A 15,286-nucleotide genomic window follows, 5' to 3' on the forward strand; every position below is an offset into this window, starting at 1 on the left:
GCGATGGGGCCCTCTCTCCCTCACGTCGAACGACCGCTTTCTCGGCGCGACGCCCTGATCCGGGGCGGGGCCGAGTTCGGCGGCGTCGCGCTGTCGTGGCTGCTGGGCCGCGACGCGCACGCCGCCGGAGCGAAGGCGGCCGACCCGCTCGCGGCCAAGCAACCCCACCACGCGGCCAAAGCGAAGTCGGTCATCTTCCTGTTCATGGAAGGCGGCCCGAGCCACATCGACCTGTTCGACCCGAAGCCGCTGCTGAACAAGCTGCACGGCCAGAAGCTGCCCGGCACGTTCAAGCCGGTGATCCTCGCGATGGGCGAGAACGACGCCCCGCTGATGGGCTGCAAGCGGACGTTCAAGCAGCACGGCAAGGGCGGGCTGTGGTTCTCCGACTGGCTCCCGCACCTGGCAACGCGCGCCGACGACCTGGCGGTGGTCCGGTCGTGCTGGATGGACGGCATCAACCACTCCGGCGGCGTGTGCCAGATGAACACGGGCAGCGTCCTCGCGGGCCGGCCGTCGCTCGGCAGTTGGGTCAGCTACGGGCTCGGCACCGAGAACACCAACCTGCCGGCGTTCGTGGTCATGCAGGACAACGCGGCGCCCGTCGTGAACGGGCCGCGGAACTGGGGCGCCGGCTTCATGCCCGCGGTCTACCAGGGCACGCGGCTGAACGCCGGGCCGGAGCCGATCCCGAACCTGCACACGCCGTCCGGCGTCGGGAACGTGCGGCAGAAGCAGAAGCTCGAGTTCCTCGCGAAGCTCAACCAGCGGCACGCCGAGGCGCGCCCCGAACAGACCGAACTCGACGCACGCATCCGGGCCTACGAGCTGGCGTTTCGGATGCAGGCCGAGGCGCCCGACGCGGTCGACCTGTCGAAGGAGTCGGCCGAAACGCTCGCCCTCTACGGGGCCGACGAGAAAGAGACCGAGACCTTCGGCCGGCAGTGCCTGCTCGCCCGCCGTCTGGTCGAGCGCGGGGTGCGGTTCGTTCAGCTCTACCACGGTGCCGGCAGCAAGTGGGACTCGCACTCCGGTCTCGACAAGAACCACGCGGCCCTGTGCAAGAGCATGGACAAGCCGGTCGCCGGGCTGCTCGCGGACCTGAAGCGGCGGGGGCTGCTCGACAGCACCCTGGTGGTGTGGGGCGGGGAGTTCGGCCGCACGCCGCAATCGGAGCAGGGCAACGGGCGCGACCACAACCCGTACGGGTTCACGATGCTCATGGCCGGGGCCGGGGTGAGGGGCGGGCGGGCGTACGGCGCGACCGACGAGCTCGGGCTGCACGCCGTCGAGGACCGCCTCCACGTCCACGACCTGCACGCGACCTGGCTGCACCTGCTGGGGGCCGACCACATGAAGCTGGTTTACAAGCACAAGGGCCGGCCCGAGCGGCCGACCCTGAACGAGGGCGAGCCGTTCACGCGGCTCGTCACCGGTTGATCCCTTCGCCCGCGTTCGTGGCATCCATTTGTCTCCATCCCCGTCCTCTCCGGAGTGTCCGCTCATGTCTCGTCCCCAACAGCGAGGGTTCACGCTCATCGAACTGCTGGTCGTCATTGCCATCATCGCCATCCTGATCGGGCTGCTCCTCCCCGCGGTTCAGAAGGTTCGCGAGGCGGCGGCACGCATGAAGTGCCAGAACAACCTCAAGCAGATCGGCATCGCGGTCCACAGCTACCACGACGCGTTGGGGAAGCTGCCGCCGGCCCGGATCGAGTACCGCTACCTGGCCTGGCCGGTCCTGATCCTGCCGTTCATCGAGCAGGACAACGTCTTCAAGCAGTTCAACCCCACCGCCATGGTTTCGGCACAGCCGGCCGCGGCGCTCCAGGCGACGATTCCCGTGTACCAGTGCCCGAGCCGCCGCTCGGCGAGCCAGCTCTCGACGCAGCACGACGCCACCGCGACCGGGCAGGCCGGCTCGCTCGGGGACTACGCGAGCGTGGACGGGCCGGACGGGCGGGACCCGCCGTTCCGCCGCGCCTCGGCGGCCGGGATGATCGTCGTCGCGACCGGCACGTCGGGGTCGGCGGCCAACTGGAAGAGTCAGACCAGTCTCACGTCGGTGACCGACGGGCTGAGTTCGACGCTCATGATCGGCGAGAAGCACGTCCGCATGGTGGACGTCGGCAGGGACAGCGGCGGCGACGGCCCGATCATGGGCGGGTTCGCGTACTCGTTCATGCGGGTCGCCGGGGGCACGAGCGGCGGGTCGGGGGCCGAGTGGCCGATGGGCAACGGGCCGACCGACGACGTCGGCGGCCAGGCCCTCGCGGTCTTCGGGAGCTGGCACACCGGCTCGGTGAACTTCGTCTGGGGCGATGGGAGCGTTCGCACGTTGAAGTTCAACATCGACTCCGTCACCCTCGCGCGGCTCACGACCCGCGCCGTCGGAACCGTTCCGTCGGGCGAGTACTGAGCCCCGTGTCGCGGTCCCGTTCGCTGCCAAACTCGTACTCCCGGGCCGCGGATCCCGTCCGCGGCCCGGACGGCGTCGGCTCCTTCTCACTTCGCCCCACCGGTACCCTCATGACCCACCGCTTCCACCGCCGGCCGCTGGGACCGGCCTGTTTCCTGGCGCTCTGTTGCCTCTCGGGTTGCGGCGACGCGACCCCCAAGACGTACCGCATTCCGGGCCGGCTCGTGTACGAGGACGGCACCCCCGTCCCCGGGGCGACGGTCGTTCTGCAAACGACCCACGACGGGAAGCGGATCCCGGCCCGCGGGATGGCCAACCCGGACGGGACGTTCGAGTTGACGACGTTCACCGACAAGGACGGGGTGATCGAGGGCGAGCACGACGTCACGGTCGTGCCGCTCCCGGCGACGGACAGCGCGGCGCCCGCCAAACCGGTCGTCGCGGCGAAGTACAGCAACGCCGAATCGTCGGGGTTGAAGGTCACCGTGAAGCCGGACGCGACCGAGATCCTCATCAAGGTCGAGGCCCCGGGGAAGAAGTAGCGCCGACCAGTTCCGCCACGCCGCCCCGGACCCCGACGTGCAGCCGGGTGCCGTCGCGGCTGAACGCAACGGGCGCGTGGGCGTTGGTCAGGATCGCCCGAACGTACCCCGCACCCGGGTCGCACAACTTCACCTCCCCCGGCGTGTCGATCGAGTAGTGCCCGGACCCGGTCGCCATGGTGCGGCCGTCCGGCGAGAACTCGACCGAGTACACCCAGTTCGTGTACCCGGACAGGACCACCGGCGGTTGGCCGCCGTCGAGGTCCCACAGGCGCACGGTGCGGTCCCGGCTCCCGGACGCGAGCGCCCGGCCGTCGGGGCTGAAGGCCACACTGAGCACCCACATTGTGTGCCCCTTCAACTCCCGTTCGAGCCGCCCGGTGTCCGCGTCCCAGAGCCGGACGGTGTTGTCTTCGCTGCCGGAGGCGAGCCGCTTGCCGTCGGCGGACCACGCCAGCGCCAGAACGCCGCGGGTGTGCCCCTCGAGGGTGCGGACCGGCTTCCGGGTGCCGGCGTCCCACAGGCGCACACGGGCATCAACGCCCCCGGTCGCGAGAACCCCCCCGCCGGGGTGGAAGGCGACCGCCGCGACGTTCCCGTCGTGTCCGGTCCACCGGCCCGTTTCGGTCCGACGGGTCGCGTCCCAGAGCACCACTTCTCCGCCCCCGGCACCGATCGCAACGGTCCCACCGTCCGGGGAAACGGCCAGGGCGGGTGCCCCGCCCCCGAGAACGGCCTGCGGGCGGACCGGCCCGGCATCGTGCGGGCGCACCACGAACCTCGCGGACGGAGTCGCGGCGGCCGCGCCCCACACCCGCACCTCTCCCACCCGGTCCGCCGTCACGATGCCCCCGCCGGGGAGCGCGGCGAGGACCCCGACGTTCGTCGGCTGCCGGTACGCGGCGGCCGGCGGGAACGTCGGCAGTTGGTAGACGCACAGCCGCCCGTCGCGGCTCCCCGCGGCGACCCACCGGCCGTCCGGCGACCACGCGGCCGCGGACACGTCGCGCCGCATCAGGTTGGTTAACTCCTGCCCGGTGGCGGTGTCCCACACTTTCAGGTACGTGTCGTCGCCGCCGGTGAGGATGCGTTCGCTGTCCGGCGACACCACCGCCCCCCGGACCGGCATCAGGTGCCCCCGGAGGTCGCGCGCGGCTCCTGTGAGAAGGTCGTTCACCCGAGCCTCCCCGCGCTCGGTGGTGGAAACCACAAACTTCCCGTCGGGGGCGAACGCCAGTCCGACGACGGCCCCGGAGTGCTCGGTGCCGATCACCTTCGCCGTGCGGGACGTCAGGTCCCACAGCCGGACGGACCCATCCTTCGCGCCCGCCGCGATGAGGCGCCCTTCGGCGCCGAAGGCCACCGACGTGACCGGGTCGGACGAGGCCGCGAGGGCCGCGACCTCGCGACCCGACTCCCGGTCCCACACGCGCACCACGCCGTCGCCGCACGCTCCCGCCAAGAGGTGGTTCCGGCGGTCGGCGCTCAGGCCGTTCACCGCGGCCGGCACCGTGATCGTGCGGAGCGGCTTGGGCTTCTCGATCTCCCACACCTTCACCGTGCGGTCCTGGCCCGAAGTGGCGACGATTCGGTCCCCGCACACCACCACGCCCGTGACGGGCTTGCCGTGGGCCGCGACCGCCGGTCCGGGCTTCGCCTGGGAGCCCGGGGCGGGCCAGTAGCGGAGTTTACCGTCCGCACCGCCGCTGACCAGGCGGCCGTCCACCAGGAACGCCACCGCCCGCGTCCCGCCCGGGTGGGCGGCCTCGTACGAGCGCTCGCCGAGCGCGCACTGGTTCTGGAAGTAGTGCCAGGTGAAGTCGCGCAACTCGGGCGGGCACAGCTTCTCGTCACCGAGCAGTTGCCGGGCCCGGATCGGTTCCCGCAACCACAGGGCGGGGAGCTGTGCGAGTTGGTGGGCGAACAACACGCGGCGGGTGTCGTCGAGCTGCCGCCGGGTGTCGGCCCGCAGCGAGTCCGTTTCGGCGAGTGCCACCGCGGTCTGGTGCTGCAGGGCTTCGGACTCGGCGAGGGCGGCGCGGAGGCGGGCGTTGTAGTACAGCCCCCCGACGACCAACCCGACGGTGGCGAGCACCACGACCGCGATCAGCGCCGCGGGTGCCGGCCGCCGGGCGACCCAGCGGCGCAGGGCCTCGGCCCGCCCCACGCGCTGGGCCGCGATCGGCTTCCCGGCGAGGACCCGGCGCAGGTCGTCGGCGAGTACGAGGGCGGTCGCGTAGCGGTGGTCCGGGTTCTTCTCCAGGCACTTCAAAACGACGGTTTCGAGGTCCCGGGGCATGGCCGGGTTCAGCCGCCTCGGGCCCGCGGGCGGTTCGTACAGGATCCGGTGGATCGTGGCCGCGGACGGGTCCGGACCGAACGGCGCGTGGCCGGTGAGCAACTCGTACAGGACCGCCCCCAGGGCGTACACGTCGGCGGCCGGTCCGGCACGGTGGGCCGACCCCGCCGCCTGTTCCGGGGCCATGTACGCGAGCGTCCCGACGATGTGCCCGGTTCGCGTGCGGTGGTTGCTCGCGTCGAGGACCCGGGCCAGCCCGAAGTCGGACACCTTGGGCGTCGCGGTGAGCACCGGGTTCTGGTCACCGGGCGGCGACGTGGTACCGTCCGCCCCTTGCTTGCCGCCGAGTTGCAACAAGATGTTGCCGGGCTTCAAGTCGCGGTGGACGACCCCCTGAAGGTGCGCGTGGTGGACCGCCCGCGCAAGGGTCTCGACCAGTCCGGCCGCGGCGACCGGGGGCCCGAACGCCCCGAGGGCGCGCGAGAGCGGCGGGCCGTCGATGTACTCGAGCGCCAGGTACGGCCGGCCGTCGGCCAACCCGGCCTCGTAGATCCGGGTCAAGTTCGGATGGTCGAGGCGGGCCAGGACGGCCGCCTCGTGCTGGAACAGTGCCAGGTCGTCCGCGGTCGAGTACTCGCCGGTGAGCAGGAGTTTGACCGCCACGGTCCGCCCGTCGCGCCGGTCCCGCGCCGCGAACACGGCCCCGCGGGCGCCCCGGCCGATTTCGCGAACGAGGTCGTAGGGGCCGATCGCCGAGGGCGTTTTCGACTCGCCCCAGATCGCCCGGTGAACCAGAAATTGTTCTTCGAGTTGAGGTCGGATGCCCGGGAACCGAACGAGGTACTCGTTCGGGTCCGGCCCGCGGCCGAGGTGCTCCAGGCACACGAATTCGGCGTACACCAGTTCGACGGCGTCCTCCGCGTCCAGTTCGGGGACCAGGTAGTCCTCGGCCCGAACGGGCTCGCCCGCCGAGAGGCGACGGTCCAACTCCTCGCACCAGGCCGCCACCGGGGACCGGGGTCGCGGGTTCAACATCGGCCTGTTCCGGTTAGCAGAAGTGGGGCCAGCCAGGTAAAGTAATATACGTCCCCAGAGCGCCGCGAGTCGGAGAACGCGTGGGCGAACCGTCGACAAGTCGGGACGATCTCGCCGACCTGCTCAGCCGGGCCGGTAAAGGGGATTCCGCCGCGCTGACGGACCTCCTCCGCCGGTACGAGTCGCGGGTCCGGCTCGCGGCCCGCGCGCTTCTTCGGTCGCCGCTCCGACAGGCCCTCGATTCGGTCGATCTGGTCCAGTCCGTTCACCGCGCGCTGCTGCCCGGACTCCGGGACGGCCGGTACACGTTCTCGGACGAGGGCCAGTTGCTGGCGCTCGCCGTGACGGTCCTCCGGCACAAGGTCCAGCGCGCGGCTCAGCGGAAGCGCCCGTCCGCACTCGATCCGGACGCGGACCCCGTCGACCGCACCGTTCCGCCCCCGTCGTCGCGAGCGGAGTCCGACGATCTCCTTGCACACATCTTGGGCGAGGTCGACGGACTCGACCGGAGAGCGCTGGAGTTGCTCGCGCAAGGGTACAGCACGGTCGAGATCGCGGCGGCCCTGGAGTGCACCCCGGCGGTTCTGCGGGCGAGGTTGAGCCGCGCACGTTCCCGGCTCCGGGACTCAGGGCTGAGCGATCAGGTGTGATCGGCAGGAGAGATCCCGTCGGTGGTTGATTTGCTTGCGAGTTTAAAGACTTGCTCAAATGGCATCGCACGTTCGGGAACTCTGGTGCTTTCCGAGACTACTGCGCAGTGTCTCGGCTCGGGGTGGTGGGCACCCCTGCAATTTGTGCGGCGATTGTGTGCGCAGGCCAGGCCACAACGAGCGAGGAGTCGGCCCGAGTGGCCGAGTACCGCAAGGCTCAGAACCGCGGTTCCGGTTGGAGCTCCACGCAAGGGGGTCAGTGTACGCGCCACGCGTTCGTGACCGGCGTCTCGGCGAACCCCGCGAGTCCCCGGGTCACGCAGCGCAGGCCCGGAACGCCTTGATGCGGATGGCGGGTGGGGGCTGCTGGCCAAGCGCCTGCTGATCGATCACGACACAGAGTACGCCGACGACTTCGACACGGTGCTTGAGGCAGACGGGTGCGAGGCGAAGCGGGTCGGCCCGCGGGCCCCGAACCTGAACGCCTCCGCCTGGCGGTTCGCGCAGACCTCCCCGAGCGGAACACCTCTCGTGCCTTCGCGCGTGAGCCGCACCACCGTGAGCGATTTTTAGGGGATCGCAAGATGAGGGCGTCGCGCGAGGGTTAACCGGCGGAAGTTTCGAGTACCTCTCGGTGTCCGAGTGTCACACTCCTCGAACTGTGAGGTGTTAACCGGACGGCCAAAAGTAGCTGTACACAAAACCCGCAACCGAACCGGTTCACGCGCGAGGGGGCTCACCCAACTCGACAGTGAACCATCAACAATCGACTGTGGCGGTGAGCCAAACGAGTCGCAGTGCGGCGTCGCCCCGCACCTCGCGGGCGAACTCGCGCGCCGGGCGGTCCGTGTCAACGGAGCAGGCGTGTACCAACTCCGCCGGGTCCACGAACTCACAGAGCAGGAGCTGCAGCAACTCGGACCGAACGGACCGGTAGTCGCGGGCGCGCGCAGTGGCCAGGAACTGCCGCACGAGACCGCGGACCACACCGGGCGAGTGGGACCGGTCGAACCGGGCGTGGGCCGCGAGGAGTTGCCCGAAGGTGTCCAGGAGCGGTCGCGCGTCGGACACCGCGGCCGCGGCGTCCAGTTGCCGGAGCGCGGCGTCCGGGTCGGACCGCACCCAGGCGGCCGCCCGGTGCGCGGCCCGCCGCCACCCGGCCGGAGGCCCCGCCCAGGCGTCCCGCACCACGTCCCGCACCGGGTCGGGCGCGGCGTGCGCCCGCCACCACGCGTTGAACACAGCGTCCTGCTCGTCGAGCTGGTCGAACGCCCACGCCACGCGGAGCTGGAGGTGCTTCAGTCCGGCGATCAGGTCCGCGCATTTCACGCGCGCCGGGTGCCCCCGCTCGAACCCCACGACCCCCATGACCCCTACGAGGTACCCGAGCCAAGCGGTCTCGTCGAACTGATCGGCTCGCGGGGCGAGGGCGTCGAGATTGACCTCGACCCGCACGAGCGCCCGCGCGGCCCCCGCGGCCGCGAGCCGCATCCGCGCCGCCCGCAGGAGCGGCCCCGGCGCGGCCCCGGCGTCGAGGAGCCGCGCGTACGGCCCGAACAGCGCGGCGTCGGGGTCGGCCTCCAGTTCGCGCTGGTACAGGTCCGCGGCCGCCCCGGTGAGCCGGGCGCGGTCCAGCGCCGCGGCCAGCCAGAGGTGGCGGGTGCGGGTGGCGTCGAGCGCCGGGCGGAGCGCGAGGAGCCAGTACAGCCGCAGCGGGACCGCGGGCGCGTCGGCCCGCACTGTCGCCAACTCCACCAGCCGCGAGTACGCGGCGTGCAACTCCCCGCGCGCGGCCAGCGCCCACGCCTCGTCCACGGGGTCGCCGGGCCGGTGCGCCCGCGGGTCGGCCGCGTCGGCCGTGTACGCCTCCGGGACGTCAGCCTCGGGGGCCGGCGGCCGGAGCGGCTCGGCCGGCGGGTCGGGATCGTCCGACAGGTCGAACCGCGACCGCCACTTCAGGGCGTCGAGCGCGGCCTCGTAGGCCTCGCGGACGCGGCGGAACTGGTCCGGGAACCGCTCCGGTTTGAACCGGCGGATGAGGCGGGTGTAGGCCCGCTTGAGGTCCGTTTCGGTGGCGGTGTGCCTCACCCCGAGCAACTCGTAGGGGTCGCGCGGCCACCGCTCCGGGTCGTCGGGGAGTTCGTCGGGCATGGGGGGGCTCAACGGGTGCGGTCAGCGTTTGGTTGCCGGCGGGGCTGTACCGTCGAGCGGACCCCACCGCGGTTCGTGCCAGCCGGCCAGGGCGGGCCGCCCGCACCGCACCCAGTCGTCGTACCTCGGGGGCGGGTCGCGACGGGGCAACTGCTCGTAGCTTCGGTAGTTCGCAATCTCGGTGACGGTGAAGAACGCGCCGTCCGACGGCGTGCGCGTGCCCCCCGGCCGCGGCTTGTACTCGGGCGGCGGTGCCGGTCGGTACGAACCGCCCGGAGGCAGCGTGACCGGGGCCGGGTCCGGGGCGCGGTTCGACGAGAGCGACATGAGCCCGCGCAGGATCGTGACGACGATCACGACGGCGATCCACGGGCCGCCGCACCCGCTGCCCGCGGCCGCCGCGGGGGCCGCCGCACGCCGGGAGGCGCTCGCGGCCCGGACCATCTCCTCGGTCGGGCCGTCGTCCGCGTACCACGCCCGTGACGCCTCGACCGGGTCGCGCGGGGCGAAGCTCTCCAGCGTGCCCTCGGACGCGGCGGCCGCGAACCCGGCCGCGTCGAACCCGGGCGAGAGGCGGCGCATCAACTGGGGGTCGAGGCGGGCCGAGGCGGGGGCCATGTGACCCAGGGCCGCCGCACCGCGGACCAGTTCGCCGTGCCGGGGCGCGTTCGCCACGAGCCACTCGTTCCGGCGAACGGCGCGGGCGCGGGGCGGGAGCACGAACAACTCGCGGGCGACGCCGGCGACTTCCTCCGCGGCCGCGTCCGGCACCGGCTCCGCGGTCACGTCCAGCCCGGCGCGGAGGGCCGCGAGCCGCTCCGTGAGCGGCCCCGGCGGCACGCCCGCGCCGAGCGCCGCCCACTCCTCGCGGCGCTCGGCCGGGGGCAGCGACCAGAACCGGCGGGCGAAGTCCCCGACCGCCGCGGCCGGGCCGAGGTCGGTGTCCGGGTCGACGGGCGCGGCCGCGAGCGCGAGCGCGTTCACCGCCGCGACCCGCTCGGGCGACGGGACGAACTCGTCGCCGGGCAGGGAGACGAGGAACGCGCCGACGGCGGCGGCGGGGGGGGCGTCCGGCGGGACGCCGAGGGCGGCCGCGGCCGCGGTCCGGAGGTCGGCGCTCATGCGGTCCCCCCGGTCGCGTCGTCGGACGGGTCGTGGGCCGAGAGGAACAGCTCGAGTTCCCCGCGGTACCGGGCGATCGTTTCCTTGTCCCGCCCCTCAAGGGCCGTCTCGTACCCGTCGAGGAGCATCGTGAGGGACTGGCGCAGCTCGGCCGGCAGCTCCTGGTACAGGCGCTCGGCGCGGAGCAGCACGAGCCGGTTCGCCTCCTCGTCCCGCGGGTGGGTCTTGAGCCGGGCCATGGCGCGGACGGCGGCCCGGATCTGGTCCTCGGTCATCCCCCTGGCGTGCTTGGCGATCACGTGCGTCACCGTCTTGCGGGTCGAGACCACGGTGGCCTCGACCTCCAGCACCCCGTTCAGGTCGTAGGAGAACCGGACGTCCACGCCCTCCCCGGGCGGGCCGGGCGGGATGCCCTTCACCTCGAACTCGCCGAGCCGCAGGTTCTCGGCCGCCCGCCGGGACTCCCCCTGGTACACCTGCACGACGATCGACGTCTGGTTCGGGTGGACCGTCGAGTACCGCTTCACCCGGCTCACCGGGACGGTGGTGTTGCGGTCGATCACCGCGTCGAAGTACCCGTCCCGGCGCTCGGTGCCGAACTGCTTGGAGATCTCGACGCCGAGGGTGAACGGGGCCACGTCGGTGACGACGAGGTCCTCGACGGCCGCGGCCCGGCCGACGAGCCCGGCCTGGACCGCGGCCCCGAGCGCGACCACTTCGTCCGGGTTCAGCCGCCGCCGCGGCTCGCGGCCGAGCAGCTCGGTGACCCGGCGGACCACGAGCGGCATCCGGGTGGCCCCGCCGACCAGGATCACCTCGTCGAGCTGGTTCTTGGTCAGCTTCGCGTCGCCCAGGGCGCGGCGGATCGGGGGCTCGACCCGGGCCAGGATCGGCTCGACCCACCGCTCGAGCTGCTCGCGGTCCACGCGGACCTCGGCCGACGCGGCGGTGAACTCGCCGTCGTCGCCGGGGACCCGGACCGTGACCCACGGCTCGCGGCTCAGGGCGCACTTGGCCCGCTCGCACTGCTGGATGAGGCGGGCCACGAGCTTCGGGGTCCGGGCCTCGGCCCGCTCGAACGCGACCCCGCGGGCCTCGAGCACCCGGGCCGCGATCGCGCGGGTCAGGTCCTCGCCCCCGAGCGCGCTCTCCCCGGACGACGCCTTGACCTCCAGCGCGCCCTCGAACAACTCGATCACGGACACGTCGAACGTGCCGCCGCCGAGGTCGAACACGAGCGCCTTCTTGTCCTCCCCGGCCTCGTGGAACCCGTACGCGATGGCGGCCGCGGTGGGCTCGTTGAGGATCCGCTCGACGGTGAACCCGGCGATCCGCCCGGCCGCGATGGTCGCCTTCCGCTGCCGGTCGTTGAAGTACGCGGGCACGGTGATGACGGCCCGCGTCACCGGCCGCTTGAACGCGGCCTCGGCGTCGCTCTTGAGGGACCGCAGGAGGAGCCCCGACAGTTCCTCCGGGGCGTACGAGCGGCCCGCGAGGGTGAGCGTGTGGTCGGTCCCCATGTACCGCTTGAACAGGCTGGCGCAGCGGTCCGGGTGGACCACTTGAAGTTCGCGGGCCGCGGCCCCGACGACGGCGGCCCCGGACCCGTCGATCCCGACCACCGAGGGGGTGAGCCGGCCGCCGACCGCGTTCGGGATGATCTCCGGGCCGCTCGGCCCGAGGAACGCGGCCGCCGAGTTGGTGGTGCCGAGGTCGATGCCGATGACAACGTCCGAGTCCATGTCGCCCCGCGAGTGTGTGGCCCGGAGGAGGACGCATCGGCGGCCCACCGGGTTCGGGTGGGACCATTATGTGCGCCGCAGGGGTCCTCTGCCATCCTTCCTAATTGTCTCCGCACGGTGAACGCAACAGTTGGTGAGAATTCAGGTGCGACGTTCCCGAACGTTTGCGACAATTCGTAACCCTTCGATGATGCACGCGGGGTGTGGACATGCGAACCCCGGCTTTCTTGTAGCTCACGGTACTCGTCGTCGAATTCTCCGTCGGGACACCTCCCCGGCAGGCACTTACCGCCGCGGATCCGCCCCGGGGTGACCCGCCCGCCGATCCGTTGCCACCCGGTTGTGTCCTGCGGTTGGGGACCGATCGGTTCCGAACGACCAGTACTGCCTCCGGCGGCGCTGTCGTGTGGTAGCCCGATAGCAAGTACATCGCGGTCACGGAGCCGGGCCACGCCGTCCGCGTTTGGGACGCGGAGGAGGGAAAACTGGTCGCCCACTTCGAAGGGCCGTTCGACCAATGCTCCCCGGCGTTCACCCCCGAGGGCACGTCGCTCCGCCTCACCGAGCACCGCGGCGTGGTGTGGCGGCTGAACGCCACCACGAGGGAGCGGGCATTCTCGTGGACGCGAGGCCCGCCAAGCCGTGCCCCAACAAGGCGTGGTTCGAACACGCCCCGTCCGTTCAGGTCGGCCCGGACGGGCGGGAGATCCTCGTCACCGACAAGGACGGGAACTGGGAGGCGCGCAATCCGGCGGTGCCGAACGACGTGGTGACGCGTTTGGCCGCGGCCCCCGTCGGGGTCTGGATCAGTCCGCGCACGAGCACAAGTTCTGGGTCTTCGCCGACGGGCAGACGGTGACCCGCGTCGAACGGGCGACGGGCCGGGCCGCGCCCGTGACCGTTCGGGGGCGGAGGACCCCAACGCGAAGAGGGCACTCCGGCTCCTGCCGGTCGCCGTCTCCCCCGTCGTCGTCAGCAGAGCCGGCGGCCGACGCACGACCCGTCACGATCACGGAGCACCGGGGCGCTCCGGTTCGGCTTGCTTCCCGGGACTCGTGGCAGGGTGCCGAACCGTGGCCCACGCACTGAAATCCCTGTGTATCGCCCCGGTCTCGGTCGCTGGCTCGGGTGGTCGAGTAGCTGAACGCCGAGCACCGGATGCTCCGGTGCCAGCTCCCGGCGGGAGTAGTGTACCCGCTCGGGACCGGGCGCGCCGGGACGGCCCGAGCAGCGGGTCGGGTCGGCGGTGAGGGACCTGACCTCGATCGTGTCGTACCGGACGTTCACCCGGTGGGAGGCCGCGGCGGCGGGGCCGGGGAGCGCGGTTGGCCTGTACACCCGGACGCCGGGCCGGCCGTCGGTCCGTTCGTGTCGGGTCGTACCCGGTTAGTGGAACCGACGACGACGGACGATTCGCCGAACCGAGCCCGGCCCGGGGCCGGAGGTGGAGATTGCGCCGGCACGCCCCCGACTCCGCCCCCGCCCCGGGTCAGTCCGAATCAATCCACCTCGCCCCTTTAATCCACCGAATCGCCTCACCCCACCTTACTCGCCTTACCGATGCTATCCGGCGTTCAATTGCCATCCTCACCGGCCGCCGGGAATCCCACCGGGCTCGGACCAACCCGAGCCCGGATCGGTGCGGTGCCGCGGTCGAACGGATACGCTCACGGGCTACCGAATGCGATCACCGGTCCCGTGGGGCGGGCGAGGGACCCGGTGCCGGAGTCCGCACGTCGACGCCCGCCGTGCGGTTCGGGTCGCCGAGGCGCGTCGGGTCGCGGATGGTGCTCGGTGGAATCTCCTCGGGGTGACGTGATGTCCAGACAACTCCGGCGCGCCGCGGTGAGCGGGTCACTTCTGTGTGCGGTCCTGACGCTGGCCGTCGGGTGCCGGTACCGCCAGACGACGAACTGCCCGACCCCCGCCGCGTCCGGGTTGACCACCCGCGACCTCATCGACCCCGCGGCGCAGGCCGAGGGGGAGCAGTTTATCGGCGTCGAGCATTTCAACGAGACGGCAGAGAAGCGGGCCGCCCACCTGCGGGACGAGTTACTCAAGGACGCACCGCCCGGGCGGCCGGAGCGCAACGTCCTGTGCCTGTCGGGCGGCGGGTCGTACGGGGCGTACTCGGCCGGCGTGCTGGTCGGGTGGACCGCCCGCGGCGACCGGCCGCAGTTCGACGTGGTGACCGGCATCAGCACGGGCGCCCTAATCGCCCCGTTCGCCTTCCTCGGGTCGAGCTATGACGCCCAGATTCAGGAGTTCTACACGACCATCACCAACGACGACATCTTCAAGAAGCAACTCGTCCGGGGGCTGTTCGGTGGGGAGTCGTTCGCAGACACAACGCCGCTCCGGAAGAAGATCTCCGGGGTGCTGACCTGCGAGGTGATTGCCGAAATCGCCGCCGCCCACCAGGCCGGCCGGCGGCTCATGATCGGCACGACGGAGGAGGAGGGGAAGCGCTTCATCCTCTGGGACATCGGCGAGATCGCGAGCCGCAACGGCCCCCGCGACCGGGACCTGATCATCGACGTCATGATCGGGTCGTCCGCGATCCCCGGGGCGTTCCCGCCGTCCAAGATCGACGTGTGTGTGGACGGCAAGTGCTACACCGAGCGGCACGTGGACGGCGGGGTGTCGCAGGGGCTCTTTTTCTACCCCCCGTACGTCCCCCCGGAAGCGCGTAACCGTCAGACCATGAACATGGTCGGGACGAACGTTTACATCATCGTGGCGGGGAAACTGTACGCCGACGCCGAGGTGATCAAACCCAGTGCCCTGTCCCAGGGGACCAAGGCCATGAACACGGTCCTGTACGCCCAGACCCGGGGCGACCTCCAGCGGTTGTGGACGGTGTGCGTGCTGAAGGGGATGACCTACAACCTGACGGCCATCCCGGCCGAGTACCCGCCGCTGGGGTCGTGCGGCGAGTTCGACCCGAAGGTGATGACCGCCCTGTTCCGGGAGGGCCAGTCCGTGGTCCGCTCGGCGAGCGCGTGGCGGCGGACCCCGCCGGTGGCGGACGCCGCCCACGGCGAACTGCCCCAGATCCGGGCGGGCCGGAACCTGACGTTCCAGCCGCGGGGGCCGCAGCACCCGATCCCCGGTCCGAGGAAGATGGTGGTGCAGCCGATGTACCCCGGTGCGGTCCCCGCGACGAACGTGCCCGTCCCCGCCCAGCCGTGACCGCGGGTGGCCGCCGAACTCTATGTGTCGGTGGCTCGGGCGTTCTCGGCTCGAAGCGCGTCGGTCCGCGGCGCCAGCCCGACGACCCTCGCGGGCATCGTTTCCAGTGCGGCCCGGGACTCGCGGGGTGCCAG

The 15,286-nt window shown here is 71.9% G+C and carries 9 protein-coding genes; 5 read left to right on the plus strand and 4 right to left on the minus strand.

Annotated features, from left to right (window positions below):
• The first annotated feature begins 3 nt into the window (after positions 1 to 3).
• From ACTIGN_RS06075 to ACTIGN_RS06085, 3 genes are all read left to right on the plus strand, one after another.
• Positions 4 to 1,440: a DUF1501 domain-containing protein gene (locus tag ACTIGN_RS06075; RefSeq protein ID WP_439621916.1), complete on the plus strand. Its 1,437-nt coding sequence runs from the start codon at positions 4 to 6 to the stop codon at positions 1,438 to 1,440.
• A gap of 64 nt (positions 1,441 to 1,504) precedes the next feature.
• Positions 1,505 to 2,419, plus strand: a complete 915-nt coding sequence (locus ACTIGN_RS06080) for a DUF1559 domain-containing protein (protein WP_439621917.1) — start codon at positions 1,505 to 1,507, stop codon at positions 2,417 to 2,419.
• 110 nt (positions 2,420 to 2,529) lie between these two features.
• Positions 2,530 to 2,961: a carboxypeptidase-like regulatory domain-containing protein gene (locus ACTIGN_RS06085; RefSeq protein WP_439621918.1), complete on the plus strand. Its 432-nt coding sequence runs from the start codon at positions 2,530 to 2,532 to the stop codon at positions 2,959 to 2,961.
• Here ACTIGN_RS06085 and ACTIGN_RS06090 read toward each other — a convergent pair.
• Positions 2,933 to 6,295: a protein kinase domain-containing protein gene (locus ACTIGN_RS06090; RefSeq protein WP_439621919.1), complete on the minus strand. Its 3,363-nt coding sequence runs from the start codon at positions 6,293 to 6,295 to the stop codon at positions 2,933 to 2,935. The genes ACTIGN_RS06085 and ACTIGN_RS06090 overlap by 29 nt on opposite strands.
• 80 nt (positions 6,296 to 6,375) lie before the next feature.
• Here ACTIGN_RS06090 and ACTIGN_RS06095 point away from each other — a divergent pair, with 80 nt between their 5' ends.
• Positions 6,376 to 6,945: an RNA polymerase sigma factor gene (locus ACTIGN_RS06095; protein ID WP_439621920.1), complete on the plus strand. Its 570-nt coding sequence runs from the start codon at positions 6,376 to 6,378 to the stop codon at positions 6,943 to 6,945.
• Positions 6,946 to 7,704: 759 nt separating this feature from the next.
• On the opposite strand, the gene ACTIGN_RS06100 is transcribed toward ACTIGN_RS06095, so the two are convergent.
• Genes ACTIGN_RS06100 through ACTIGN_RS06110 form a run of 3 tightly spaced genes read right to left on the minus strand, consistent with a single transcriptional unit; the run spans position 7,705 to position 11,960 of the window.
• Positions 7,705 to 9,096: a DnaJ domain-containing protein gene (locus tag ACTIGN_RS06100; RefSeq protein WP_439621921.1), complete on the minus strand. Its 1,392-nt coding sequence runs from the start codon at positions 9,094 to 9,096 to the stop codon at positions 7,705 to 7,707.
• Positions 9,097 to 9,117: 21 nt separating this feature from the next.
• On the minus strand, positions 9,118 to 10,218 hold the full coding sequence (locus tag ACTIGN_RS06105; protein WP_439621922.1) for a hypothetical protein: 1,101 nt from the start codon (positions 10,216 to 10,218) through the stop codon (positions 9,118 to 9,120).
• Positions 10,215 to 11,960 carry an Hsp70 family protein gene (locus tag ACTIGN_RS06110; RefSeq protein WP_439621923.1) on the minus strand — a complete coding sequence of 582 codons (1,746 nt, stop codon included), beginning with the start codon at positions 11,958 to 11,960 and terminating at the stop codon, positions 10,215 to 10,217. Before ACTIGN_RS06110 ends, ACTIGN_RS06105 begins: the two co-directional genes overlap by 4 nt.
• Before the next feature lie 1,818 nt (positions 11,961 to 13,778).
• Between ACTIGN_RS06110 and ACTIGN_RS06115 the strand changes: the two genes are divergently transcribed.
• Positions 13,779 to 15,152 carry a patatin-like phospholipase family protein gene (locus ACTIGN_RS06115; protein ID WP_439621924.1) on the plus strand — a complete coding sequence of 458 codons (1,374 nt, stop codon included), beginning with the start codon at positions 13,779 to 13,781 and terminating at the stop codon, positions 15,150 to 15,152.
• The last annotated feature ends 134 nt before the right edge of the window (positions 15,153 to 15,286 follow it).

The organism is Gemmata sp. (assembly GCF_051859125.1).
Classification (GTDB): Bacteria; Planctomycetota; Planctomycetia; order Gemmatales; family Gemmataceae; genus Gemmata.